This window comes from Streptomyces sp. NPDC008139, from assembly GCF_042957025.1.
Lineage (GTDB): Bacteria > Actinomycetota > Actinomycetes > Streptomycetales > Streptomycetaceae > Actinacidiphila.
Window position 1 is genome coordinate 193,586 of sequence record NZ_JBIBHM010000008.1, and the last position, 21,459, is coordinate 215,044.

A 21,459-nucleotide genomic window follows, 5' to 3' on the forward strand; every position below is an offset into this window, starting at 1 on the left:
CCACCGGCGCGTTCACCGGCGTGTCCACCTGTGCGTTCTCCGGTGTGTTCTCCGGAATATGTGCGCGGCCTGGCCGGCAATATGATGCGCGGCATGACTGATGGGCCCGGACAGCAGCCGCAGCCTCCGCAGGAACCCCCCACGAGCGCCCCCGAGGGCGAGCGCGAGGTCCTTGAGGGACGCGTCATCCCCTCTCGGCCTCAGCCGCGCCACGCCGCCGCCCAGGCACCCCCGCAGCAGGCGTCGCCGTACGACGCGCAGGCGCCGCAGGGCCCGCAGCCGCCGTCAGGACCCGCCGCCGACCAGCAGGCGGGTCCGCCGGGAGGCTACGCGGACGACCCGCGGCGCGGGTTCCGCCACGAGCCCGGACAGTCGCAGCCGCAGGCGCCGTCGTCCGGTCCCGCGTGGTCGCCGCAGGCCGAGCAGCCGGGCGCGTACCAGGTACGTCCCGGCGTCCCCGGCCAGGGCGCGGCCCGGCCGCACGCGTCGCTCCCGCCCGCCGCCGCGCCGCCGCAAGCCGCCGGGACCCCTGCGACCCCTGCGGCTCCCGCGCCGACGCCCGCCCCCGCGCGCCCCACCGGCCCGACAGGCCCGCAGGCGCCCGGCCCCGCCCCCGCGCGCCCCACCGGCCCGACAGGCCCGCAGGCGCCCGCCCAGGCCGCGCCCCGGAGCACGCCCCGGGCCCCGGCCCAGAGCGCGCCCCGAAGCCCGTCCCCAAGCCCCCAGGGCGCCCCGCAGGGCGCGCCCGGCATGGGCACCCACCGTCAGCCCTTCCCGCGCCAGCAGCACGGCGCGGGACAGCGTCGGCAAGGGGCGCACACGCCCGCCTCAGGGCCGGGCGGCCCGCCCTCGGGCGGGACACCCGACTGGGGCGCGCTCGCCGAGCAGCAGGCCGCCAGCGCCGCCAAGCGGCGCAAGCTGATGATGCTCGGCGGCGGGATCGTCGCCGTCGCGGTGATAGCGGGCGGCGTCGCCACCGCCGTCGTCATGTCGGGCGGCTCGGACAACGAGCCGGTGGCCGGGCCGTCCTCGGCCACCAGCGGCGCCACGTCGCAGTCGCCGCTGCCGCCCGCGCCCTCGTTCTCCTCGGTCGCTCCCCCGCCGCCGCCCAACCCGCTGGACTTCATCTCCAGCGCCGCCAAGGACACCGCCCCGATCACCGTGGGCGGCCTCTTCCCCGGCAAGCAGTTCCGGATCGGCGGCAACGTCTACTCCCAGACCGCCGCCACCACCACCGCCAAGTGCGCCGACGGCGCCCGCAGCGAGCTGGCGGCCGCCCTCACCGCCAACGGCTGCCGCAAGCTGATCCGCGCCACCTACGTACGCGGCGGCGTGGCCGTCACCGTCGGCGTCGCCGTCTTCGACGACACCGCCCACGCGGCGAAGGTGCAGAAGACCGCCCACTACCTCGGCCCGCTCAACGGCGGCGGCATCAAGGACTTCTGCCACGCCGTCGCCTGCCAGATGACGTCCAACGCCGTCGGCCGCTACGCCTACTTCACCATCTCCGGCTTCAAGACCGGCAAGACCCTCACCAAGGCCGACACCACCGCCAAGCAGGCCGCCAACGACGCCTCCGACTTCGCCTTCCAGCGCGTCATCCAGCGCGGCCGCGACGCCGCGAGCGCCGCTACCCCGTAGCGGCGGCAGCGGGCGCGGCGGGGGCGCACGGCAGGGTCCGTCGGTTGCGGGCCTCCACCGAGCGGGCGGCCAGCTGGTCGTCCGCGGGGTAGCCGACCTCTTCCAGGGTGAGGCCGTGCGGGCGCAGGACCTTGACGGCGGAGTGGCGCTCGCGCCCGGCCAGGACCTCGCCGGGGAAGCCGACCGGGCGGTGGCCGTCGCCGACCAGGATCATCGCGCCGATCAGCGCGCGCACCATGTTGTGGCAGAAGGCGTCGGCGCGGACCGTGGCGACCGCGAGACCGTCGGCCGTACGCTCCCAGCGCAGGTCGAGCAGGGTGCGGATGGTCGTGGCGCCCTCGCGTTTCTTGCAGTACGCGGCGAAGTCGTGCTCGCCGAGCAGGAGTTCGGCCGCCGCGTTCATCCGGTCGACGTCCACCGGACGGTCGTGCCACAGCACATGGCCGCGCAGCAGCGGGTCCACACCGCCGGGGTGGTCGCCGACGCGGTAGGCGTACCGCCGCCAGACCGCCGAGAACCGCGCGTTGAACCCGGCGGGTGCCGCCGAGACGTCCCAGACGCGTACGTCCCACGGCAGCCGTCCGGCCAGCCGCCGGCGCAGATTGCCGCCCTCGGCCGCCCACACGTCCGCGGGCAGGTCCACGTGCGCCACCTGCCCGCGCGCGTGCACCCCGGCGTCGGTGCGCCCCGCGACGGTCAGCTCCACCGGCTCCGCCATCCGCAGCACCGTCGGGATCGCCGCCTCCAGCTCCCCCTGCACGGTCCGCCGGGTGCGCTGCTTGGCCCACCCGGAGAAGTCCGTACCGTCGTAGGCCAGATCCAGCCGCACCCGTACGGCGCCGGGCGCCACCTCGTCGCTCACGCGCGCATTCCTCTCAGCGGGATCAGGGGACTCAGGGGGACTCAGGAAGTCGGGAATTGCGGGGACCAGCGGAACGGGCCCGTACCCCTCCGGCAGAGGGGTACGGGCCCGCGGGGTCGCTCCCGGGGTCTCAGAACGCTCAGGCGTCCTTGGACTCCTTGGGCTCCTCGTCGGCCGGAACGGCGTCCTCGACCGCGTCGTCCGCGGTCTCGGGCGTGGCGTCCGCCGGCTCGGAGTCCTTCTTGAGGTCGGCCAGAGCCTCGTCACCGGCGCGGTCCTTGGCGGAACGCTTGGTGGCGGCCTCGGCCTCGCCCGTGGCGGCCTGCGCCACGGTCAGCGCCTCGACCAGCTCGATGACGGCCATCGGCGCATTGTCGCCGCGGCGGTTACCGACCTTGGTGATCCGGGTGTAGCCACCCGGGCGGTTCTCGTACCGCGGCGCGATCTCGGTGAAGAGCGTGTGGACGACGCTCTTGTCCGTGATCGTCTGCAGCACCTGGCGACGGTTGTGCATGTCGCCCTTCTTCGCCTTGGTGATCAGCCGCTCCGCGACCGGACGCAGACGGCGCGCCTTGGCCTCGGTGGTCTTGATCCTGCCGTGCTCGAACAGCGACTTCGCGAGGTTCGCGAGCAGCAGCTTCTCGTGCGCGGCGCCGCCGCCGAGGCGGGCACCCTTCGCGGGCTGAGGCATGGTCTTTCTCCTTCTCCGCTGCACCGGCCGTACCAGGTACCGATGTCAGTGCGAACTGGCGGCTGCCAGCTCGATGGGGGTCCGGGGCCGGGCCCCGGTACCTTCCCCGTTCGGTGCGAACCGGGAAGGCGCCCGGCGACGGCCGGGACCAGGGGTCCCGGCCGCACCGGAGGCGATCAGTACTGCTCGGTCTCCACGAAACCGGCGTCCACGTCGTCGTCGGCGCCGAAGGCGTCGGCGGCGGCGGTGGGGTCGAATCCGGGCGGGCTGTCCTTGAGGGCCAGGCCCATGCCGGCCAGCTTCGCCTTGACCTCGTCGATCGACTTCGCGCCGAAGTTGCGGATGTCGAGCAGGTCGGCCTCGGAGCGTGCCACGAGCTCACCCACGGAGTGGATGCCCTCGCGCTTGAGGCAGTTGTAGGAGCGGACGGTGAGTTCCAGCTCCTCGATCGGCAGCGCCAGGTCAGCGGCCAGGGCGGCGTCCGTGGGGGACGGGCCCATGTCGATGCCCTCGGCGTCGACGTTCAGCTCGCGGGCCAGGCCGAACAGCTCGACCAGGGTCTTGCCCGCGGACGCCATGGCGTCACGGGGGCGCATGGCCTGCTTGGTCTCGACGTCGACGATCAGCTTGTCGAAGTCGGTGCGCTGCTCGACACGGGTCGCCTCGACCTTGTAGGTGACCTTGAGCACCGGGCTGTAGATGGAGTCGACCGGGATGCGGCCGATCTCCTGGCCCTGCTGCTTGTTCTGCACCGCGGAGACGTAGCCGCGACCGCGCTCGACGGTCAGCTCCATCTCCAGCTTGCCCTTGGCGTTCAGCGTCGCCAGGACCAGGTCGGGGTTGTGCACCTCGACACCGGCCGGGGGCGCGATGTCGGCGGCGGTGACGACACCCGGGCCCTGCTTGCGCAGGTACATCACGACCGGCTCGTCGTGCTCCGAGGAGACGACGAGTTGCTTGATGTTGAGGATGACGTCGGTCACGTCCTCCTTGACGCCCGGCACGGTGGTGAACTCGTGCAGGACACCGTCGACCCGGATGCTGGTGACAGCGGCACCGGGGATCGAGGAGAGGAGCGTACGGCGGAGCGAGTTGCCGAGGGTGTAGCCGAAGCCCGGCTCCAGCGGCTCGATCACGAACCGGGAGCGGAATTCGTCGACGACCTCTTCGGTCAACGAGGGACGCTGAGCGATCAGCATGAGTGTCGGTCCTTCATTCGTGGGCGCCCGCTATTTGACGCCCCCTGTACTACGAGGATACGGGCGGTACGACGGTTGCCCGTCGTACCGCCCGGCATCGCCTCGGTCCGTACGCCGAAGTAATTGCTTACTTCGAGTACAGCTCGACGATGAGCTGCTCCTGCACCTGGGTGTCGATCACCTGGCGCTCGGGCAGGCTGTGCACGAGGATCCGCAGCTTGCCGGCGTTGGCTTCGAGCCACGCGGGCACGGTCTTGTCGCCGGCCTCGCCCTGGGCCACCGCGAACGGGGTCAGGTTGCGGGACGACTCGCGGACCTCGACGATGTCGCTCACGGACACACGGGCCGACGGGATGTCGGTCTTGCGGCCGTTGACGGTGATGTGTCCGTGACGGACGAGCTGCCGCGCGTGGTCGCGGGACTTGGCGAAGCCGGCCCGGTACACCACGTTGTCGAGGCGGGTCTCAAGGATGCGCAGAAGGTTCTCACCGGTCTTGCCGGACTTCTGGTTCGCTTCCTTGTAGTAGTTCACGAACTGCTTCTCGAGGACACCGTAGATGCGCGCGCACTTCTGCTTCTCACGAAGCTGGAGAAGGTACTCGCTGTCCTTGGTGCGCCCGCGTCCGTGCTCACCCGGGGGGTAAGGACGGATCTCGATCGGGCACTTCGCGCTCTCGCACTTGCTCCCCTTGAGGAAGAGCTTCTGCTTCTCCCGACGGCAACGCTTGCAGTCGGCCCCGGTGTAACGCGCCATTGTCTCGTGTCTCCTGTATCAGCTTGTCAGACGCGGCGGCGCTTGGGCGGGCGGCAGCCGTTGTGCGGGGTCGGGGTGACGTCCTGGATCGAACCGACCTCAAGGCCCGTGGCCTGGAGGGAGCGGATCGCGGTCTCGCGGCCGGAGCCGGGACCCTTCACGAAGACGTCGACCTTGCGCATGCCGTGCTCCTGCGCCCGGCGGGCGGCCGACTCGGCGGCCATCTGCGCGGCGAAGGGGGTGGACTTGCGCGAGCCCTTGAAGCCGACGTGGCCGGCGGAGGCCCAGGAGATCACGTTGCCCGCGGGGTCGGTGATCGAGACGATCGTGTTGTTGAACGTGCTCTTGATGTGGGCGTGCCCATGAGCGACGTTCTTCTTTTCCTTGCGGCGCACCTTCTTGGCTGCGCCCTGACGGCCCTTAGGAGGCATGTGTCAACTTCTCCCGGTGGAGGTGGTCGGTCCTACAGCGAAGACCGCTGATGAGCGTCCGCTGAGGACTACTTCTTGCCCGGCTTCTTCTTACCGGCGATGGCGCGACGCGGACCCTTGCGGGTACGGGCGTTGGTGTGAGTGCGCTGACCGTGGACCGGCAGGCCACGACGGTGGCGCAGACCCTGGTAGCAGCCGATTTCCACCTTGCGGCGGATGTCGGCCTGCACCTCGCGACGGAGGTCACCCTCGGTCTTGAAGTTGGCATCGACGTACTCGCGCAGCTTGACGAGGTCTTCCTCGGCCAGGTCGCGGACGCGGATGTCGGGGTTCACACCGGTCTCCTTCAGCACCTGCTGGGAGCGGGAGCGCCCGATGCCGAAGACGTAGGTGAGGGCGATCTCCACGCGCTTCTCACGCGGGAGGTCAACGCCTGAAAGGCGTGCCATTTTCTTGGCTCCTGATGGTTTCGGAGGTCTTCCGCAGTACCGGCTCCTGACCGCCGACCGCTCGTGTGCTGAGCGGTGGTACGACCAGGTCCCCGGCCTCCGCCGGAGGTGTCATCCCCTTGTGGCAGGAGATGGGCACTGCGTATGTACGTGTGTGCGTCGCGCGAAGTTCTGCGGATGCAGGTAGGTCGGCGTGCGTCAGCCCTGGCGCTGCTTGTGGCGCAGGTTGTCGCAGATGACCATGACCCGGCCGTGACGGCGGATCACCTTGCACTTGTCGCAGATCTTCTTGACGCTCGGCTTGACCTTCATGAGGTGAGGTTCTCCGGGTCTTGAGATCTACTCGTTGCTACTTGTATCGGTAGACGATCCGTCCGCGCGTCAGATCGTACGGAGAGAGCTCCACAACGACCCGGTCATCCGGGAGGATACGGATGTAGTGCATCCGCATCTTGCCGCTGATGTGCGCGAGGACCTTGTGACCGTTCTGCAGCTCCACCTTGAACATCGCGTTCGGCAGAGACTCGATCACGGTGCCCTCGATTTCGATGGCGCCTTGCTTTTTGGCCATGTCCTGCTTTCGGGATCGGCTACCTTGGTCGGCCCCAGACATGCCAAAAGACACGCGAGAGCCGACGTGTCAGTCTACGTCACGCCACCCGGAAAGACGAATCAGGGATGTATGCCCTGTCTCGAAGATCCTTAAGCCAGCGGGTCCGGGGCGGTCGTGATGCCGTACTCGGCCAGTTTGGCCTTACCGCAGGCGAATCCTCTTCACGCCGCTCTCGCGGGCTCGGCGCCTGGGGCGCCTCACAAGCTTCGAGCGGCTGCACCGGACTCCGTCCGCCGACGGCTCCCCGTCCGACGTCACGCCAGCGGGTCCGGGGCGGTCGTGATGCCGTACTCGGCCAGTTTGGCCTTACCGCAGTCCTCGGCGGTCAGGACGAGGGGGCCGTCCTCGGTGAGGGCGATGGAGTGCTCCCAGTGGGAGGACCAGGAGCCGTCGTCGGACTTGACCGTCCACTCGTCGGCGAGGACGTGGGTGCGGGGGGTTCCGAGGGTGACCATCGGCTCGATGGCGAGGCAGACACCGGGGATCAGCTTGATGCCGCGCCCGCGCTTCTTGGTGACGTAGTTCAGCAGGTGCGGGTCCATGTGCATCTGGGTGCCGATGCCGTGGCCCCCGTAGTCCTCGACGATGCCGTACTTGCCGGAGGCGGGCCGCGGCTGGCGGCGGATGTAGCCCTCGATCGCCTTGGAGATGTCCTCAAGGCGGTTGCCCTTGCGGAAGGCGGCGATGCCCGCCCACATGGACTCCTCGGTGACCCGGCTCAGCTCGATCAGCTCCGGCGCGTGCCCGCTGCCCACGAAGCACGTGAAGGCCGCGTCGCCGTGCCAGCCGTCCACGATGGCACCGGCGTCGATGGCGATCATGTCGCCGTCCTTGAGCACCGTCTCGCGGTCCGGGATGCCGTGCACCACCACGTCGTTGACCGACGTGCAGATGTTGCCGGGGAAGCCGCCGTACCCCAGGAAGTTCGGCTTGGCGCCGTGGTCGGCGATCACCTTGGCGGCGACCTCGTCCAGGTCCTTGGTGGTGGCGCCGGGCACCGCCGCGGCGCGCGTCGCCCGGTGGATCGCCGCCACGACCAACCCGGCCTCGCGCATCTTGGCGATCTGCTCGGGGGTCTTGATCTCCACCATGACGGCTGGCGCCTTCCTTGTGTACGTCAGTGCTCGGGCACCGCCCGCCCCCTCGGGGACGGCAGGTGCCCACTCAACGATACGGCCGTGGCGCCCGTCAGGGCACCACGGCCGATGCCGTGCTCGGTGGCGGCTACCGCCGCTCGCCCGCGCGCAGCGCGTCCATCGCGCGCTGCGTGACCTCGGCCACCGGGCCGAGCGCCGAGATCGTCACCACAAGGTCCTGCTGCTTGTAGTAGTCGATGATCGGCTCGGTCTCGCGGTGGTAGACCTCGATCCGGTTGCGGACCTTGTCCTCCGCGTCGTCGCTGCGCTGGTACAGCTCGCCGCCGCAGACGTCGCAGACGCCCTCGGTGGCGGGCTTGCTGTACTCGACGTGGAAGACGTGCGCGCTGTTGTTGCGGCACACCCGACGGCCGGCGATCCGCTTGACGACCTCGTCCTCGGGGACCTCCAGGTCGAGCACACCGTCGAGCGCGATCCCGTGCCCGGCCATGTACGCGTCCAGCGCGCGGGCCTGGAACTCGTTGCGCGGAAAGCCGTCGAGCAGGAAGCCCTCCGCCGCGTCCGCCTGCTCCAGGCGGTCCTCAGCCATGCCGATGGTGATCTCGTCAGGTACCAGGTCACCGGCGTCCATGAACGCCTTCGCCTGCTTGCCCAGGTCGGTCCCTTGACTGATGTTGGCGCGGAACAGGTCTCCCGTGGAGATGTGCGGGATCGACAGGTTCTTGGCGAGGAACGCGGCCTGCGTCCCCTTGCCCGCGCCGGGGGGACCGACCAGGACGATTCGCATCAGCGGAGGAACCCTTCGTAGTTACGCTGCTGGAGCTGGCTCTCGATCTGCTTCACCGTCTCCAGGCCGACACCCACGATGATCAGGATGCTGGTGCCGCCCAGCGGGAAGCTGCCGTTGCTCCCGTTGAAGACCGCGATGGCGACCGTTGGCACGAGAGCGATGAGACCCAGATACAGCGATCCCGGCCACGTGATGCGATTCAGCACGTAACTCAGGTACTCCGCGGTGGGGCGGCCGGCCCGGATGCCAGGGATGAAGCCACCGTACTTCTTCATATTATCCGCCACTTCCTCGGGGTTAAACGAGATAGCGACGTAGAAGAAGGCGAAGAACACGATCAGCAGGAAGTAGGCGGCCATGTAGATCGGGTGGTCGCCCTTGGTCATGTTGCGGCTGATCCACTGCGCCCAGCCCGCGGTCGACCCGGAGAACTGCACGATCAGCGCCGGGATGTAGAGCAGCGACGACGCGAAGATGACGGGGATCACACCCGCCTGATTGACCTTCAGGGGGATGTACGTGGAGGTGCCGCCGTACGAGCGGCGGCCGATCATGCGCTTCGCGTACTGCACCGGAATTCGGCGCTGGGCCTGTTCGACGAAGACCACCAGGCCGACCATCGCGAGGCCGACGGCGATCACCGCGAGGAACTCGACCCAGCCGCCGGCGATCTTGCCGGAGACCTTGATCGCCCACAGCGAGCCGGGGAATCCGGCGGCGATGGCGACGAACATCAGGATCGACATGCCGTTGCCGATGCCCTTGTCGGTGATCAGCTCGCCGAGCCACATGATCATCACGGTGCCCGCGGTCATGGTGGTCACCATGGTCACGGTGGTGAAGATCGACTGGTTCGGCACGATGTCGAACTTGTTCTGGCAACTGGAGAACAGGCTGCCGGAGCGGGCGGTGGCGACGAGGCCGGTGCCCTGGAGGACCGCGAGCGCGACGGTCAGGTACCGGGTGTACTGCGTGATCTTGGTGGTGCCCGCCTGGCCCTCCTTCTTGAGGGCCTCCAGGCGTGGGATCACCACCGTGAGGAGCTGCAGGATGATGCTCGCCGTGATGTACGGCATGATCCCGAGCGCGAAGATCGTGAGCTGGAGAAGAGCGCCGCCGCTGAACATGTTCACCAGGCCGAAGAGGCTGTTGCTGCTCTTCGTGTCCTTAATGCACTGGTTGACCACCGAGTAGTCGATCCCCGGCACCGGAACATGCGCACCGAGGCGATAGATCACCACGATGCCCAACGTGAACAGCAGCTTCTTCCGCAGGTCGGGCGTCCTGAACGCCCGTGCGAACGCGGTGAGCACGGTGCCTCCTGCACCCCCCGCGCACGGCGGAAGGACGGTCTGATGAGGTACTGACTGATACGGGCAGATACGGCGCTGGCCATACGGCTGTACCACCCGCGAAAGCACACAGGCTCTGCGAACAGTAACAACCGACGTCACCCTACCCGCGAGGCGGGCTCCCTAGGAATGACCAATCGGCCAAGGAAATACAAGGAAACAACGACCGGGGATGCCCCTAGGTGCTGGGCATCCCCGGTCGTCGTGTGACATCTGACTCAGATGAGTTCGGTCACGGTACCGCCGGCGGCGGTGATCTTCTGCTGGGCGGACCCGGAAACCGCGTCCACGGTCACCTGGAGCGCCACGGTCACCTCGCCGGTGCCGAGCACCTTGACGAGCTGGTTCTTGCGTACCGCGCCCTTGGCGACCAGATCGGCCACCGTGACCTCGCCACCCTCGGGGTAGAGGGTCGCGAGCTTGTCCAGGTTGACGACCTGGTACTCGGTGCGGAACGGGTTCTTGAAGCCCTTGAGCTTCGGGAGACGCATGTGGAGGGGCATCTGCCCGCCCTCGAAGCGCTCCGGAACCTGGTAGCGGGCCTTGGTGCCCTTGGTGCCACGACCGGCCGTCTTGCCCTTGGACGCCTCGCCACGACCCACACGGGTCTTGGCGGTCTTGGCGCCGGGGGCCGGACGGAGGTTGTGGATCTTGATCGGGCTTTCGTTACCCATGATCAGTCGACCTCCTCGACCGTGACGAGGTGGCGGACGGTCTGGACCATGCCGCGGATCTCCGGCCGGTCCTCCTTGACCACCACGTCGTTCAGCCGCTTCAGGCCGAGCGACCGCAGGGTGTCACGGTGGTTCTGCTTGCTGCCGATGTAGGACTTGGTCTGGGTGACCTTGAGGCGAGCCATTACGCACCCACCCCGGCACGCGCACGCAGCAGGGCGGCGGGCGCGACGTCCTCGATCGGCAGACCGCGGCGGGCGGCGATCTCCTCGGGGCGCTGAAGCCCCTGGAGCGCGGCCACCGTGGCGTGCACGATGTTGATCGCGTTGTCCGAGCCGAGGCTCTTGGACAGCACGTCGTGGATACCGGCGCACTCCAGGACGGCGCGCACCGGGCCACCGGCGATCACACCGGTACCGGGGGAAGCGGGCTTGAGCAGGACGACGCCCGCGGCCTTCTCGCCCTGGATCGGGTGCGGGATGGTGCCCTGGATACGGGGGACCTTGAAGAAGTGCTTCTTGGCCTCCTCAACACCCTTGGCGATGGCGGCCGGCACCTCCTTGGCCTTGCCGTAACCGACACCCACGGTGCCGTCACCGTCGCCCACCACGACCAGCGCGGTGAAGCTGAAGCGACGACCACCCTTCACAACCTTGGCGACGCGATTGATCGCGACGACACGCTCGACATAGGCGGTCTTCTCGGCCTGCTGGCCGCCGTCCCGCCGGTCCTTACGGTCCCGTCGCTCGCCGCCACCGGCACCGCTTCCGCGGCGCTGGGGTCCAGCCATTGGAATTACCTCTCTTCGTTTTCCGCTAGCTACGGAACCGGATCAGAACTTCAGTCCGGCTTCGCGGGCGGCGTCCGCCAGGGCGGCGATGCGCCCCGCGTACTGGTTGCCGCCACGGTCGAACACGACAGCCTCGACGCCCTTGGCCTTCGCACGCTCGGCCACGAGCTGGCCGACCTGCTTGGCCTTGGCGCTCTTGTCGCCTTCGCCGCCGCGGATGGACGCGTCGAGGGTCGACGCGGACGCGAGCGTGTGGCCCGCGAGATCGTCGATGACCTGCGCCACGATGCCACGGTTGGAACGGGTCACGACCAGACGCGGACGCGCCTCCGTGCCCGAGACCCGCTTGCGGACGCGGATGTGGCGACGCTTGAGTGCCGCACCCTTGTACGCCTTGCCCTTGGCGATCTTCACACCGTATGCCATGGCTACTTACCAGCCTTTCCGACCTTGCGGCGGATGACCTCGCCGGCGTACTTGACGCCCTTGGCCTTGTACGGGTCGGGCTTCCGCAGCTTGCGGATGTTGGCGGCCACCTCGCCGACCTTCTGCTTGTCGATGCCCTCGACGGAGAACTTCGTCGGGTTCTCGACCTTGAAGGAGATCCCCTCGGGGGCCTCGACGAGAATCGGGTGGCTGTAGCCCAGGGCGAACTCCAGGTTGGAGCCCTTCGCCTGGACGCGGTAGCCGACACCGCTGATTTCGAGCTGCTTGCTGTAGCCCGCGGTCACGCCGGTGATCATGTTCGCCACCAGCGTGCGGGACAGGCCGTGCAGGGCCTTCGAGACACGCTCGTCGTTGGGGCGGGTGACCAGCAGAGTGCCGTCCTCGCCCTTGGCGATCTCGATCGGCGCGGCAACGGTGTGCGAGAGGGAACCCTTGGGGCCCTTCACAGCGACCGTGCGGCCGTCGATGGTGACGTCCACTCCGGCGGGAACCGAGATGGGCAGCTTGCCGATGCGCGACATTGCTATACCTCGCTTTCCCGGTTACCAGACGTAGGCGAGGACTTCCCCACCCACGCCCTTCTTCTGCGCCTGCTGGCCGGTGAGCAGCCCGTGGGACGTGGAGATGATCGCCACGCCCAGGCCGCCGAGCACCTTCGGCAGGTTGGTGGACTTCGCGTAGACCCGCAGACCAGGCTTGCTGATCCGCTTGATCCCGGCGATGGAGCGCTGCCGCTCCGGACCGAACTTCAGCTCGAGGATGAGGTTCTTGCCGACCTCGGCGTCCTCGACCTTCCAGCCGGTGATGTAACCCTCCTGCTGGAGGATCTCCGCGATGTGCGACTTGATCTTGCTGAACGGCATCTCGACGTCGTCGTGGTACGCCGAGTTGGCGTTACGCAGACGGGTCAGCATGTCCGCGATGGGGTCGGTCATGGTCATGAGTTGGCCCTGGGCCTCTCTCGCCGGGGTTTCCTATCTGTGCCATCCCTCTCCCCGAGAGGTGCGCCGCGCGGTGGCGGACACGTCGGGACGGGTGCGGTACGGGGACCTACGGCGTAGTAAGTCGAATCGGGCGGCGGACGCCCAACCCTTCTACCTTACGGGAAAAAGGTTGGGCCCCCGACCGTCCAGATGCTTACCGAGAGTTCCTGGAGTTCGGATTACCCGAACTACCAGGAGCTCTTGGTCACGCCCGGCAGCTCGCCACGGTGGGCCATCTCACGAAGGCACACGCGGCACAGGCCGAACTTGCGGTAGACGGAGTGCGGCCGGCCGCAGCGCTGGCAGCGGTTGTACGCGCGCACAGCGAACTTCGGCTTACGAGCGGCCTTGGCAATGAGAGCCTTCTTCGCCACGGCTCACGCCTCCTTGAACGGGAAGCCGAGGTGACGAAGGAGGGCGCGGCCCTCATCGTCGTTGGTCGCCGTGGTGACCACGGTGATGTCCATACCCCGGACGCGGTCGATCTTGTCCTGGTCGATCTCGTGGAACATGACCTGCTCCGTGAGACCGAAGGTGTAGTTGCCCCGGCCGTCGAACTGCTTCGGCGACAGACCGCGGAAGTCGCGGATACGCGGGAGCGCGAGCGACAGCAGGCGGTCCAGGAACTCCCACATGCGGTCACCGCGGAGGGTGACGTGGGCGCCGATCGGCTGACCCTCACGCAGCTTGAACTGCGCGATGGACTTCCGGGCCTTGGTGACCTGCGGCTTCTGGCCGGTGATCGTGGCGAGGTCGCGGATGGCGCCCTCGATCAGCTTGGAGTCGCGGGCGGCGTCGCCCACACCCATGTTGACCACGATCTTGGTGAGACCGGGAATCTGCATGACGTTCTCGTACGAGAACTCGTCGCGCAGCTTGCCCGCGATCTCCTCGCGGTAGCGCGTCTTGAGACGCGGCTGTGCGTGCGTCGTAGCGGTGTCAGTCATCAGATGTCCTCACCGGTCCGCTTGGCAACGCGGATCTTGTTGCCCTCGTCGTCGAACCGGTAGCCGACGCGGGTCACGACCTTGTTGCCGTCCTTCTCAACAACGAGCTGCACGTTGCTGACGTGGATGGGCGCCTCGGTGGTGATGATGCCGCCGGTCTTCGAACCGCGGTCGGTCTGGCCGGCCTTGGTGTGCTTCTTGACCCGGTTGACACCCTCGACGAGGACACGGTCGAGCGCGGGGTAGGCAACGATGACCTTGCCCTGCTTGCCCTTGTCCTTACCGGTGATGACCTGGACCAGGTCGCCCTTCTTGATCTTCATCGGTTACAGCACCTCCGGCGCGAGCGAGACGATCTTCATGAACTTCTTCTCGCGCAGCTCACGGCCCACCGGGCCGAAGATACGGGTGCCGCGGGGGTCGCCGTCGTTCTTGAGGATGACGGCGGCGTTCTCGTCGAACCGGATGTACGAGCCGTCGGCGCGACGGCGCTCCTTGACGGTCCGGACGATGACCGCCTTGACGACCTCGCCCTTCTTCACGTTGCCACCGGGGATCGCGTCCTTGACGGTGGCGACGATGACGTCACCGATTCCCGCGTAGCGGCGACCCGAGCCACCGAGAACACGGATGCAAAGGATCTCCTTGGCACCAGTGTTGTCGGCGACACGAAGTCGCGACTCCTGCTGGATCACGTCTATCTCCTGTTTGTCGCGTCGGTTCCCGGCGGGGCCCACTCACGGGGAGCGGGCCACCGCCGAGCCTGACGGAACGGTCCTGAGGGAGTGCCCTCAGGGATTACTTGGCCTTCTCGAGGATCTCGACGACGCGCCACCGCTTGGTCGCGGAGGTCGGCCGGGTCTCCATGAGGAGGACCCGGTCGCCGATGCCCGCGGCGTTCTGCTCGTCGTGCGCCTTGAGCTTGTTGGTGCGGCGGATGACCTTGCCGTACAGGGCGTGCTTCACACGGTCCTCGACGGCGACCACTACGGTCTTGTCCATCTTGTCGCTGACCACAAGGCCCTCGCGGGTCTTGCGGAAGCCGCGCTGCTCGTCGGTCGTCTCAGTCACATTCTTCTCGCTCATCAGGCGCTCTCCACCGTCTCCACAGTCTCGATGCCCAGCTCACGCTCGTGCATCAACGTGTAGATCCGGGCGATGTCCTTGCGGACCACCTTGAGCCGACTGTTGTTCTCGAGCTGCCCGGTGGCCCCTTGGAAGCGGAGGTTGAACAGCTCCTCCTTCGCCTCGCGCAGCTTGTTGACGAGTTCCTCGTCACCAAGCTGGCGCAGCTCGGAAGCCTTGGTACCGGCCGCCATCACGACTCACCTGCCTCGCGCCGCACGATGCGGCACTTCATCGGAAGCTTGTGCGCGGCGCGGGTCAGCGCCTCACGAGCAACCTTCTCGTTCGGGAATGACAGCTCGAACATCACCCGACCGGGCTTGACGTTCGCGATCCACCACTCGGGAGAACCCTTACCGGAACCCATGCGGGTCTCGGCGGGCTTCTTGGTCAGCGGGCGGTCCGGGTAGATGTTGATCCAGACCTTGCCGCCGCGCTTGATGTGACGGGTGATGGAGATACGAGCGGACTCGATCTGCCGGTTGGTCACGTAGGCGGGCGTGACGGCCTGCAGGCCGTACTCGCCGAACGCCAGCTCCGTGCCGCCCTTGGCCATTCCGTCGCGCCCGGGGTGGTGCTGCTTGCGGTGCTTGACCCTACGGGGGATCAGCATGGTACTTAGCCTTCCGTTCCGGGGGTCTCCGCGGCTGCTGCCGGGGCCTCGACGGCAGGAACATCCGTCTTGGAGGCCGGGGAGCCGGACGCGCCATCGGTCTGAGGACGACGGCCGCCACCGCCACCGCGGCCACCGCGCTCGCCACCGCGGCGCTGCGGACGCTCGTTGCCGCCACCACGCGCCGGGCGGTTGCCCGCACGGGCCGCGGCGTTGTCGGCGCGGACCTCGGCGATGTTCTTGACGTCGCCCTTGTAGATCCACACCTTGACACCGATACGGCCGAAGGTGGTCTTGGCCTCGAAGAAGCCGTAGTCCACGTTGGCGCGCAGGGTGTGCAGCGGGACACGGCCCTCGCGGTAGAACTCGGAGCGGGACATCTCGGCGCCGCCGAGGCGGCCACCGCACTGGATCTTGATGCCCTTGGCGCCGGCCTTCATGGTGCCCTGCATGCTCTTGCGCATGGCACGGCGGAAGGAGACGCGCGAGGAGAGCTGCTCGGCGACGGCCTGGGCCACCAGCTGAGCGTCCATCTCCGGGTTCTTGACCTCAAGGATGTTGAGCTGGACCTGCTTGCCGGTCAGCTTCTCCAGGTCACCGCGGATGCGGTCGGCCTCCGCGCCGCGACGGCCGATGACGATGCCCGGCCGGGCGGTGTGGATGTCGACGCGGACGCGGTCACGGGTGCGCTCGATCTCCACCTTGGAGATACCGGCGCGCTCCATGCCCTGCGTCATCATCTTGCGGATGGCCACGTCTTCCTTGACGTAGTCCTTGTACAGCTTGTCGGCGTACCAGCGGGACTTGAAGTCCGTGGTGATGCCGAGGCGGAACCCGTACGGGTTTACCTTCTGGCCCATTACCGGGTCTCTCCCTTGCTGGCGACGACCACGGTGATGTGGCTGGTCCGCTTGCGGATGCGGTAGGCGCGGCCCTGGGCGCGCGGCCGGAACCGCTTGAGGGTCGGACCCTCGTCCACATACGCCTCGCTGATGAACAGCGACTCGGCGTCGGTGTGGTCGTAGTTGTGCGCGGCGTTGGCAATGGCGCTGTCCAGCACCTTGCCGACCGGCACGCTCGCGGCCTGCGGGGTGAAACGCAGGACCGCCTGAGCCTCCGTGGCGTCCATGCCACGGATGAGGTCCACCACGCGGCGGGCCTTCATGGGCGTGACGCGGATGTACCGCGCCTGGGCCCTGGCTTCCATGGTTGTCCCTTCAGTGTCTGTCTTCGTCGTCACGGTTCAGCCCGCTCAGCGACGCCGCGACTTGCGGTCGTCCTTCTCGTGCCCGCGGAAGGTGCGGGTCGGTGCGAACTCGCCGAGCTTGTGGCCGACCATCGACTCAGTGACGAACACCGGGACGTGCTTACGGCCGTCGTGCACCGCGATCGTGTGACCCAGCATCGCCGGGATGATCATCGAGCGGCGGGACCAGGTCTTGATGACGTTCTTGGTGCCTGCTTCGTTCTGTACGTCCACCTTCTTGATCAGGTGGTCGTCGACGAAGGGCCCCTTCTTGAGACTGCGCGGCATCTAAACCCGCTCCTAGCGCTTCTTGTTCGTCTTGCGGCGGCGGACGATGTACTTGCTCGATGCCTTCTTCGGCGAGCGAGTACGACCTTCCTTCTGACCCCACGGGGAGACCGGGTGGCGACCACCGGAGGTCTTGCCCTCACCACCACCGTGCGGGTGGTCCACCGGGTTCATGGCGACACCGCGGACGGTCGGGCGGACGCCCTTCCAGCGCATGCGGCCGGCCTTGCCCCAGTTGATGTTCGACTGCTCGGCGTTGCCGACCTCGCCGATCGTGGCGCGGCAGCGGACGTCGACCATGCGGACTTCACCGGACGGCATGCGAAGGGTGGCCATGGTGCCTTCCTTCGCCAGTAGCTGGACGGAAGCGCCCGCGGAGCGGGAGATCTTCGCGCCGCCACCGGGCCGCAGCTCGATCGCGTGGATCGTCGTACCCACCGGGATGTTGCGCAGCGGCAGGTTGTTGCCCGGCTTGATGTCGGCGTTGGGGCCGTTCTCGATCCGGTCACCCTGCTGGAGCTTCGCGGGGGCGAGGATGTAGCGCTTCTCGCCGTCCGCGTAGTGCAGCAGCGCGATGCGCGCGGTGCGGTTGGGGTCGTACTCGATGTGCGCGACCTTGGCGGGCACGCCGTCCTTGTCATGGCGACGGAAGTCGATGACACGGTAGGCGCGCTTGTGGCCACCGCCTTGGTGGCGGACGGTCACACGACCGGCGTTGTTACGGCCGCCCTTGCTGTGCAGCGGGCGGACCAGCGACTTCTCCGGCGTGGACCGCGTGATCTCGACAAAGTCGGCGACGCTGGAGCCACGACGGCCCGGAGTCGTCGGCTTGTACTTGCGGATACCCATTTCTCAGTCCTCGGATGAATTCAGGACTTCGACACGATCCGGCCTCCGTTAGGAGACCGGGCCGCCGAAGATGTCGATTCGGTCGCCCTCGGCAAGGGTCACGATGGCGCGCTTGGTGTTGGCGCGCTTGCCGAAACCGGTGCGGGTGCGCTTGCGCTTGCCCTGCCGGTTGATCGTGTTGACCCCGGTGACCTTGACCGAGAAGACCGCCTCGACGGCCTGCTTGATCTGGGTCTTGTTCGCGCGCGGGTCGACGACGAACGTGTACTTGTTCTCGTCCAGCAGCGCGTAGCTCTTCTCCGAGACCACCGGCTTGATCAAGAGGTCACGGGGGTCCGTGTACGTCTTGCTGGTGATCACGGGTCCGGTGGTGGTCGTGTCGTCGCTCATCAGGCTTCGCTCCCTTCGAGCTCATCCTCGGAGGCAACGGCCTTGCCGGAAGCAACGGGTCCGGCCACGAAACGCTCGAAGGCGTCCTTGGTGAAGACCACGTCGTCGGAGACGAGCACGTCGTACGTGTTGAGCTGGCCTGCGTCCAGGATGTGCACCTGGGGCAGGTTGCGGGCGGAAAGCCACGCGGCCTCGTCGGCGCGCTCGATGACCAGGAGCACGTTCTTGCGCTCGCTGATCTTGCCGAGCAGGCTCTTGGCGGCCTTCGTCGACGGGGCGGAGCCCTCGACGACGCCGGAGACGACGTGGATGCGGTTGTGCCGCGCACGGTCGGTCAGGGCGCCGCGGAGGGCGGCCTTGACCATCTTCTTGGGGGTGCGCTGCGAGTAGTCACGCGGTACGGGACCGTGGACGACGCCACCGCCGGCGAACTGCGGGGCGCGGGTCGAGCCCTGACGGGCGCGGCCGGTGCCCTTCTGGCGGTACGGCTTGCGGCCACCACCGCGGACCTCGCCACGCGTCTTCACCTTGTGCGTGCCCTGGCGGGCGGCGGCGAGCTGCGCGACGACGACCTGGTGGATCAGCGGGATGCTGACCTTGGCGTCGAAGATCTCGGCCGGGAGTTCTACGGTCCCGGCGGTGTCGCCCGACGGCGACAGGACGTTGATGGTGCTCATAGCCTTCAGGCCCCCTTGGCCGCGGTGCGGACCAGGACGAGGCCGCCGTTCGGACCGGGGATAGCGCCCTTGATGAGCAGCAGTCCCTTCTCCGCGTCAACGGCGTGGACGGTCAGGTTCTGGGTGGTGACCCGCTCGTTGCCCATGCGGCCCGCCATGCGCATGCCCTTGAAGACACGGCCGGGGGTGGCGCAGCCACCGATGGAGCCCGGCGAGCGGTGCTTGCGCTGCACGCCGTGCCCGGCGCCGAGGCCCTTGAAGTTGTGACGCTTCATGACACCGGCGAAGCCCTTGCCCTTGCTCTTGCCGGTCACGTCGACCTTGACGCCTGCCTCGAACACCTCGGCGGTGATCTCCTGGCCGAGCGTGTACTCCGCGGCGTCCGCGGTGCGCAGCTCCACCAGGTGGCGGCGGGGGGTGACGTCGGCCTTCGCGAAGTGGCCCTTGAGGGGCTTGTTCACCTTGCGCGGGTCGATCTCGCCGAAGGCGAGCTGAACCGACTCGTAACCGTCGGCGTCGTTCGTACGGACCTGGGTCACAACGTTCGGACCGGCCTTGACGACAGTCACTGGGACGACACGGTTGTTCTCGTCCCAGACCTGGGTCATGCCGAGCTTCTCGCCCAGGATGCCCTTGATCTGCTTGGTCATCTTCTCCGCGCCTCTCAGAGCTTGATCTCGATGTCGACGCCGGCCGGAAGGTCCAGGCGCATCAACGAGTCAACGGTCTTGGGCGTCGGGTCGAGGATGTCGATCAGGCGCTTGTGCGTGCGCATCTCGAAGTGCTCGCGCGAGTCCTTGTACTTGTGCGGCGACTTGATGACGCAGTACACGTTCTTCTCAGTGGGCAGCGGCACCGGGCCCGCGACCTGCGCACCAGTACGCGTCACCGTCTCGACGATCTTCTTCGCCGAGGAGTCGATGACCTCGTGGTCGTAGGCCTTGAGCCGGATGCGGATCTTCTGTCCCGCCATGGCTACTCCGTAGTCCTTGTCTCTGTTTACGCTCTGACATCCGCTTCGCCGACCCACGCGGTCGGGCGTGTCGCGCCCCTTCCGCGAATTTCCGCATGCGGAAATCCCTCTTCAGGGGGTTGCGTGGGAGATAACACCCACCGGATGCCTGGTCGGAACCGCGCTCACACTTCCCGGAAGATTCCCGTACGTCCGCCCCAGCGCTGCCCCGAGGGGCAGTTAAGGCGACGAGTACTGTGGGACTCGCTTCCGGTCCTCCCGACGGGAGGCGCGCAGCATCGGCGCTCGACCGAGCAACTTGGACAGTGTGCCATATGGGGCATGGCCGTGGCCAATCGGGCCGGAAAGCTTACCCCTCCGCGTTCGGCCGCCAAACCTGGGCTCGTTGAGGCGTGCGGCGGCGGCCCTCAGCGCGGGTGGGTCGCGGTGATACGTCCCGTTCCGTCCGCTTGCAAGTCGGCCTTGCCGTTGCCACCGGTGACGGTCACCCGGATCACCACGGCCCTGGTCTTCGCGTCGCGGGCGATGTCGATCCGCCAGGAGCCGGCGCCCGCGCCCGTGACCCCGAGGTTGGTCCTGGCCTCCCTGACGAGCTCCGGCATCCGCTCGTACGGCAGGTCGGTCAGCACCACGGGCAGTTGACCCGGGGCCCACTCGTCCGGCTTCGTACCGCGGGCCGTCATACGGCGGTCGGTGACGCTGACGCTGACGGCGGTGGACACACCGGCCTTGAGCAGCGCGTCGGACGTGGCGCGCAACTGCCCTCCGATGAGGATCGAGGTGCTGACGTCGGCCGTGGTCACGCTCTGCGAGACGGTCGTGCTCGTGGCGTTGGAACCGCCGGAACCGCCGGAGGCACCGGGGCCCGTCGCGGACGAGGAGGGCTTCGCCGGGTCGTCCGTGAAGAGGTCGCCGCGGAAGACCAGGACGACGACCGCGGCGCCGGCCAGCATGCCGAGGACGGCGATCGCGCACCAGGGGCCGGCCTTCTCCGGATTGCGGACCCGCGTGGACTCGGGCGCCGAGTCCAGCGACGCCCGCGCCGCCCGGCTCGCCCACTCCGCGTCCGGCTCGCTGACGATCTTGACGTCCCACGGCTCGTCGGGCCGGTACTCGACCACCACGATGCCGCGCACCGGGAAGTCGGGGAGGTCGACCAGATTCACCGACCGGTAGACGTTGGCCCGGAACGCGGGCCGGTCGTCCGGCGCCACGGTCAGGTCGAAGGCCACCAGCACGTCCGCGTACTCCCCGCTGGTGGCGCGCCTGCTCTCGATCATGGCGACGGCCTTGACCCGCTCCACGACCGGCCGCCGCAGCCGGCGCCGCGCGCTGAACGCGGCCGTGGTCAGGAACAGCAGCGCCAGGGCGCCGATGCCGCCGCCCCACACCGCGACCTTCCCGATGGTGCCGCCGACCACGATCGCCGCCACCCCGGCGCCGAACGCCCCGCCGACCAGCAGCCCGCGCAGCAGCGCCAGAGGGCCGTTCCCGCTGCGGTGGGCGGTCTCCGTGGCATCCGTCATCGTCACGAGGGGTGATTCTGTCCTGAACGAACCACCACAGGAAGACGTTCGG

At 68.1% G+C, this 21,459-nt stretch carries 34 protein-coding genes; 1 reads left to right on the top strand and 33 read right to left on the bottom strand.

Features of this window, described 5'->3' with window-relative positions; all coding sequences use genetic code 11:
• The first annotated feature begins 93 nt into the window (after positions 1-93).
• On the top strand, positions 94-1,641 hold the full coding sequence (locus ACFZBB_RS18725) for a hypothetical protein (RefSeq protein WP_391123605.1): 1,548 nt from the start codon (positions 94-96) through the stop codon (positions 1,639-1,641).
• Here ACFZBB_RS18725 and truA read toward each other — a convergent pair.
• The 33 genes from truA to ACFZBB_RS18890 form a co-directional block, all read right to left on the bottom strand.
• Positions 1,631-2,503, bottom strand: a complete 873-nt coding sequence (gene truA / locus ACFZBB_RS18730) for a tRNA pseudouridine(38-40) synthase TruA (RefSeq protein WP_391123607.1) — start codon at positions 2,501-2,503, stop codon at positions 1,631-1,633. The two genes, ACFZBB_RS18725 and truA, sit on opposite strands and share 11 nt — an antisense overlap.
• A gap of 139 nt (positions 2,504-2,642) precedes the next feature.
• Positions 2,643-3,194: a 50S ribosomal protein L17 gene (gene rplQ, locus ACFZBB_RS18735; RefSeq protein ID WP_391123609.1), complete on the bottom strand. Its 552-nt coding sequence runs from the start codon at positions 3,192-3,194 to the stop codon at positions 2,643-2,645.
• A 176-nt stretch (positions 3,195-3,370) separates the two neighbouring features.
• Positions 3,371-4,393, bottom strand: coding sequence for a DNA-directed RNA polymerase subunit alpha (locus ACFZBB_RS18740; RefSeq protein ID WP_033177813.1), 1,023 nt, complete (start codon positions 4,391-4,393; stop codon positions 3,371-3,373).
• Between the two features lie 127 nt (positions 4,394-4,520).
• On the bottom strand, positions 4,521-5,147 hold the full coding sequence (rpsD, locus tag ACFZBB_RS18745) for a 30S ribosomal protein S4 (RefSeq protein WP_355340190.1): 627 nt from the start codon (positions 5,145-5,147) through the stop codon (positions 4,521-4,523).
• A gap of 26 nt (positions 5,148-5,173) precedes the next feature.
• The gene (gene rpsK / locus ACFZBB_RS18750; protein WP_006376016.1) at positions 5,174-5,578 is read right to left on the bottom strand and encodes a 30S ribosomal protein S11; all 405 of its coding nucleotides are present in this window, start codon (positions 5,576-5,578) and stop codon (positions 5,174-5,176) included.
• 68 nt (positions 5,579-5,646) lie between these two features.
• Positions 5,647-6,027: a 30S ribosomal protein S13 gene (rpsM, locus tag ACFZBB_RS18755; RefSeq protein WP_188284659.1), complete on the bottom strand. Its 381-nt coding sequence runs from the start codon at positions 6,025-6,027 to the stop codon at positions 5,647-5,649.
• A 198-nt stretch (positions 6,028-6,225) separates the two neighbouring features.
• Positions 6,226-6,339 (bottom strand): 50S ribosomal protein L36, encoded by a 114-nt coding sequence (rpmJ, locus tag ACFZBB_RS18760; RefSeq protein ID WP_003956441.1) that lies wholly within the window; start codon positions 6,337-6,339, stop codon positions 6,226-6,228.
• 37 nt (positions 6,340-6,376) lie between these two features.
• On the bottom strand, positions 6,377-6,598 hold the full coding sequence (gene infA, locus ACFZBB_RS18765; protein ID WP_003956442.1) for a translation initiation factor IF-1: 222 nt from the start codon (positions 6,596-6,598) through the stop codon (positions 6,377-6,379).
• Positions 6,599-6,894: 296 nt separating this feature from the next.
• Positions 6,895-7,731 carry a type I methionyl aminopeptidase gene (gene map, locus ACFZBB_RS18770; RefSeq protein ID WP_355340194.1) on the bottom strand — a complete coding sequence of 279 codons (837 nt, stop codon included), beginning with the start codon at positions 7,729-7,731 and terminating at the stop codon, positions 6,895-6,897.
• 133 nt (positions 7,732-7,864) lie between these two features.
• The gene (locus ACFZBB_RS18775) at positions 7,865-8,524 is read right to left on the bottom strand and encodes an adenylate kinase (RefSeq protein ID WP_355340197.1); all 660 of its coding nucleotides are present in this window, start codon (positions 8,522-8,524) and stop codon (positions 7,865-7,867) included.
• A complete protein-coding gene (gene secY / locus ACFZBB_RS18780) occupies positions 8,524-9,840 on the bottom strand; it encodes a preprotein translocase subunit SecY (protein WP_093713225.1) in 1,317 nt (438 codons plus the stop codon). Before secY ends, ACFZBB_RS18775 begins: the two co-directional genes overlap by 1 nt.
• A 257-nt stretch (positions 9,841-10,097) precedes the next feature.
• Positions 10,098-10,553, bottom strand: coding sequence for a 50S ribosomal protein L15 (gene rplO / locus ACFZBB_RS18785; RefSeq protein ID WP_355340200.1), 456 nt, complete (start codon positions 10,551-10,553; stop codon positions 10,098-10,100).
• Positions 10,554-10,555: 2 nt separating this feature from the next.
• Complete coding sequence (rpmD, locus tag ACFZBB_RS18790; protein WP_030890715.1) at positions 10,556-10,738, bottom strand: 50S ribosomal protein L30; 183 nt, start codon at positions 10,736-10,738, stop codon at positions 10,556-10,558.
• Positions 10,738-11,343: a 30S ribosomal protein S5 gene (gene rpsE / locus ACFZBB_RS18795; protein WP_093713222.1), complete on the bottom strand. Its 606-nt coding sequence runs from the start codon at positions 11,341-11,343 to the stop codon at positions 10,738-10,740. Before rpsE ends, rpmD begins: the two co-directional genes overlap by 1 nt.
• Before the next feature lie 42 nt (positions 11,344-11,385).
• Positions 11,386-11,769 carry a 50S ribosomal protein L18 gene (rplR, locus tag ACFZBB_RS18800; protein WP_188284655.1) on the bottom strand — a complete coding sequence of 128 codons (384 nt, stop codon included), beginning with the start codon at positions 11,767-11,769 and terminating at the stop codon, positions 11,386-11,388.
• A 2-nt stretch (positions 11,770-11,771) separates the two neighbouring features.
• Positions 11,772-12,311 carry a 50S ribosomal protein L6 gene (gene rplF / locus ACFZBB_RS18805; RefSeq protein WP_188284654.1) on the bottom strand — a complete coding sequence of 180 codons (540 nt, stop codon included), beginning with the start codon at positions 12,309-12,311 and terminating at the stop codon, positions 11,772-11,774.
• 21 nt (positions 12,312-12,332) lie between these two features.
• Entirely contained in the window at positions 12,333-12,731 is a 399-nt protein-coding gene (rpsH, locus tag ACFZBB_RS18810) for a 30S ribosomal protein S8 (protein ID WP_355340206.1), read from the bottom strand.
• A 230-nt stretch (positions 12,732-12,961) separates the two neighbouring features.
• On the bottom strand, positions 12,962-13,147 hold the full coding sequence (locus tag ACFZBB_RS18815) for a type Z 30S ribosomal protein S14 (RefSeq protein ID WP_030890724.1): 186 nt from the start codon (positions 13,145-13,147) through the stop codon (positions 12,962-12,964).
• A gap of 3 nt (positions 13,148-13,150) precedes the next feature.
• On the bottom strand, positions 13,151-13,720 hold the full coding sequence (gene rplE / locus ACFZBB_RS18820; RefSeq protein ID WP_188284652.1) for a 50S ribosomal protein L5: 570 nt from the start codon (positions 13,718-13,720) through the stop codon (positions 13,151-13,153).
• Positions 13,720-14,043 (bottom strand): 50S ribosomal protein L24, encoded by a 324-nt coding sequence (rplX, locus tag ACFZBB_RS18825; RefSeq protein ID WP_188284651.1) that lies wholly within the window; start codon positions 14,041-14,043, stop codon positions 13,720-13,722. Before rplX ends, rplE begins: the two co-directional genes overlap by 1 nt.
• 3 nt (positions 14,044-14,046) lie before the next feature.
• Positions 14,047-14,415, bottom strand: a complete 369-nt coding sequence (gene rplN, locus ACFZBB_RS18830; protein WP_031524788.1) for a 50S ribosomal protein L14 — start codon at positions 14,413-14,415, stop codon at positions 14,047-14,049.
• Between the two features lie 103 nt (positions 14,416-14,518).
• On the bottom strand, positions 14,519-14,806 hold the full coding sequence (rpsQ, locus tag ACFZBB_RS18835; RefSeq protein ID WP_188284650.1) for a 30S ribosomal protein S17: 288 nt from the start codon (positions 14,804-14,806) through the stop codon (positions 14,519-14,521).
• A complete protein-coding gene (gene rpmC, locus ACFZBB_RS18840; RefSeq protein ID WP_093713214.1) occupies positions 14,806-15,039 on the bottom strand; it encodes a 50S ribosomal protein L29 in 234 nt (77 codons plus the stop codon). The genes rpsQ and rpmC overlap by 1 nt, the downstream gene beginning before the upstream one ends.
• Positions 15,039-15,458, bottom strand: coding sequence for a 50S ribosomal protein L16 (rplP, locus tag ACFZBB_RS18845; RefSeq protein WP_188284648.1), 420 nt, complete (start codon positions 15,456-15,458; stop codon positions 15,039-15,041). Before rplP ends, rpmC begins: the two co-directional genes overlap by 1 nt.
• A gap of 5 nt (positions 15,459-15,463) precedes the next feature.
• The gene (gene rpsC / locus ACFZBB_RS18850) at positions 15,464-16,318 is read right to left on the bottom strand and encodes a 30S ribosomal protein S3 (protein ID WP_355340213.1); all 855 of its coding nucleotides are present in this window, start codon (positions 16,316-16,318) and stop codon (positions 15,464-15,466) included.
• Positions 16,318-16,665: a 50S ribosomal protein L22 gene (rplV, locus tag ACFZBB_RS18855; RefSeq protein WP_188284646.1), complete on the bottom strand. Its 348-nt coding sequence runs from the start codon at positions 16,663-16,665 to the stop codon at positions 16,318-16,320. Before rplV ends, rpsC begins: the two co-directional genes overlap by 1 nt.
• A 45-nt stretch (positions 16,666-16,710) precedes the next feature.
• The gene (gene rpsS / locus ACFZBB_RS18860) at positions 16,711-16,992 is read right to left on the bottom strand and encodes a 30S ribosomal protein S19 (RefSeq protein WP_033177798.1); all 282 of its coding nucleotides are present in this window, start codon (positions 16,990-16,992) and stop codon (positions 16,711-16,713) included.
• A 12-nt stretch (positions 16,993-17,004) separates the two neighbouring features.
• Positions 17,005-17,841, bottom strand: coding sequence for a 50S ribosomal protein L2 (rplB, locus tag ACFZBB_RS18865; RefSeq protein WP_073492405.1), 837 nt, complete (start codon positions 17,839-17,841; stop codon positions 17,005-17,007).
• 48 nt (positions 17,842-17,889) lie between these two features.
• The gene (rplW, locus tag ACFZBB_RS18870) at positions 17,890-18,231 is read right to left on the bottom strand and encodes a 50S ribosomal protein L23 (RefSeq protein WP_188284643.1); all 342 of its coding nucleotides are present in this window, start codon (positions 18,229-18,231) and stop codon (positions 17,890-17,892) included.
• Positions 18,231-18,908 carry a 50S ribosomal protein L4 gene (gene rplD, locus ACFZBB_RS18875; RefSeq protein WP_391123612.1) on the bottom strand — a complete coding sequence of 226 codons (678 nt, stop codon included), beginning with the start codon at positions 18,906-18,908 and terminating at the stop codon, positions 18,231-18,233. The genes rplW and rplD overlap by 1 nt, the downstream gene beginning before the upstream one ends.
• 5 nt (positions 18,909-18,913) lie before the next feature.
• Positions 18,914-19,558 carry a 50S ribosomal protein L3 gene (gene rplC / locus ACFZBB_RS18880; protein WP_188284641.1) on the bottom strand — a complete coding sequence of 215 codons (645 nt, stop codon included), beginning with the start codon at positions 19,556-19,558 and terminating at the stop codon, positions 18,914-18,916.
• A 14-nt stretch (positions 19,559-19,572) separates the two neighbouring features.
• The gene (gene rpsJ / locus ACFZBB_RS18885; RefSeq protein WP_014144312.1) at positions 19,573-19,881 is read right to left on the bottom strand and encodes a 30S ribosomal protein S10; all 309 of its coding nucleotides are present in this window, start codon (positions 19,879-19,881) and stop codon (positions 19,573-19,575) included.
• Between the two features lie 407 nt (positions 19,882-20,288).
• On the bottom strand, positions 20,289-21,413 hold the full coding sequence (locus tag ACFZBB_RS18890) for a hypothetical protein (RefSeq protein ID WP_391123614.1): 1,125 nt from the start codon (positions 21,411-21,413) through the stop codon (positions 20,289-20,291).
• Positions 21,414-21,459 lie beyond the last annotated feature (46 nt).

What these genes read in the sequence shown, in the direction of transcription:
- rpmJ (WP_003956441.1), bottom strand. Translation starts at nt 6,339, where the DNA reads ATGAAGGTCAAGCCGAGCGTCAAGAAGATCTGCGACAAGTGCAAGGTG.
- rpsE (WP_093713222.1), bottom strand. Translation starts at nt 11,343, where the DNA reads ATGGCTGGACCCCAGCGCCGCGGAAGCGGTGCCGGTGGCGGCGAGCGA.
- rplD (WP_391123612.1), bottom strand. Translation starts at nt 18,908, where the DNA reads ATGAGCACCATCAACGTCCTGTCGCCGTCGGGCGACACCGCCGGGACC.
- rplE (WP_188284652.1), bottom strand. Translation starts at nt 13,720, where the DNA reads ATGACTGACACCGCTACGACGCACGCACAGCCGCGTCTCAAGACGCGC.
- rplX (WP_188284651.1), bottom strand. Translation starts at nt 14,043, where the DNA reads ATGAAGATCAAGAAGGGCGACCTGGTCCAGGTCATCACCGGTAAGGAC.
- rpsQ (WP_188284650.1), bottom strand. Translation starts at nt 14,806, where the DNA reads ATGAGCGAGAAGAATGTGACTGAGACGACCGACGAGCAGCGCGGCTTC.
- rpsC (WP_355340213.1), bottom strand. Translation starts at nt 16,318, where the DNA reads ATGGGCCAGAAGGTAAACCCGTACGGGTTCCGCCTCGGCATCACCACG.
- rplV (WP_188284646.1), bottom strand. Translation starts at nt 16,665, where the DNA reads ATGGAAGCCAGGGCCCAGGCGCGGTACATCCGCGTCACGCCCATGAAG.
- rplB (WP_073492405.1), bottom strand. Translation starts at nt 17,841, where the DNA reads ATGGGTATCCGCAAGTACAAGCCGACGACTCCGGGCCGTCGTGGCTCC.
- rpsJ (WP_014144312.1), bottom strand. Translation starts at nt 19,881, where the DNA reads ATGGCGGGACAGAAGATCCGCATCCGGCTCAAGGCCTACGACCACGAG.
- infA (WP_003956442.1), bottom strand. Translation starts at nt 6,598, where the DNA reads ATGGCCAAAAAGCAAGGCGCCATCGAAATCGAGGGCACCGTGATCGAG.
- rpsK (WP_006376016.1), bottom strand. Translation starts at nt 5,578, where the DNA reads ATGCCTCCTAAGGGCCGTCAGGGCGCAGCCAAGAAGGTGCGCCGCAAG.
- rpsS (WP_033177798.1), bottom strand. Translation starts at nt 16,992, where the DNA reads ATGCCGCGCAGTCTCAAGAAGGGGCCCTTCGTCGACGACCACCTGATC.
- ACFZBB_RS18725 (WP_391123605.1), top strand. Translation starts at nt 94, where the DNA reads ATGACTGATGGGCCCGGACAGCAGCCGCAGCCTCCGCAGGAACCCCCC.
- ACFZBB_RS18775 (WP_355340197.1), bottom strand. Translation starts at nt 8,524, where the DNA reads ATGCGAATCGTCCTGGTCGGTCCCCCCGGCGCGGGCAAGGGGACGCAG.
- rplO (WP_355340200.1), bottom strand. Translation starts at nt 10,553, where the DNA reads ATGGGTAACGAAAGCCCGATCAAGATCCACAACCTCCGTCCGGCCCCC.
- map (WP_355340194.1), bottom strand. Translation starts at nt 7,731, where the DNA reads ATGGTGGAGATCAAGACCCCCGAGCAGATCGCCAAGATGCGCGAGGCC.
- ACFZBB_RS18740 (WP_033177813.1), bottom strand. Translation starts at nt 4,393, where the DNA reads ATGCTGATCGCTCAGCGTCCCTCGTTGACCGAAGAGGTCGTCGACGAA.
- rplR (WP_188284655.1), bottom strand. Translation starts at nt 11,769, where the DNA reads ATGGCATACGGTGTGAAGATCGCCAAGGGCAAGGCGTACAAGGGTGCG.
- rplF (WP_188284654.1), bottom strand. Translation starts at nt 12,311, where the DNA reads ATGTCGCGCATCGGCAAGCTGCCCATCTCGGTTCCCGCCGGAGTGGAC.
- rplP (WP_188284648.1), bottom strand. Translation starts at nt 15,458, where the DNA reads ATGCTGATCCCCCGTAGGGTCAAGCACCGCAAGCAGCACCACCCCGGG.
- rplC (WP_188284641.1), bottom strand. Translation starts at nt 19,558, where the DNA reads ATGACCAAGCAGATCAAGGGCATCCTGGGCGAGAAGCTCGGCATGACC.
- rpmD (WP_030890715.1), bottom strand. Translation starts at nt 10,738, where the DNA reads ATGGCTCGCCTCAAGGTCACCCAGACCAAGTCCTACATCGGCAGCAAG.
- rpsH (WP_355340206.1), bottom strand. Translation starts at nt 12,731, where the DNA reads ATGACCATGACCGACCCCATCGCGGACATGCTGACCCGTCTGCGTAAC.
- rpmC (WP_093713214.1), bottom strand. Translation starts at nt 15,039, where the DNA reads ATGGCGGCCGGTACCAAGGCTTCCGAGCTGCGCCAGCTTGGTGACGAG.
- rplQ (WP_391123609.1), bottom strand. Translation starts at nt 3,194, where the DNA reads ATGCCTCAGCCCGCGAAGGGTGCCCGCCTCGGCGGCGGCGCCGCGCAC.
- rpsD (WP_355340190.1), bottom strand. Translation starts at nt 5,147, where the DNA reads ATGGCGCGTTACACCGGGGCCGACTGCAAGCGTTGCCGTCGGGAGAAG.
- rplW (WP_188284643.1), bottom strand. Translation starts at nt 18,231, where the DNA reads ATGAGCGACGACACGACCACCACCGGACCCGTGATCACCAGCAAGACG.
- rpsM (WP_188284659.1), bottom strand. Translation starts at nt 6,027, where the DNA reads ATGGCACGCCTTTCAGGCGTTGACCTCCCGCGTGAGAAGCGCGTGGAG.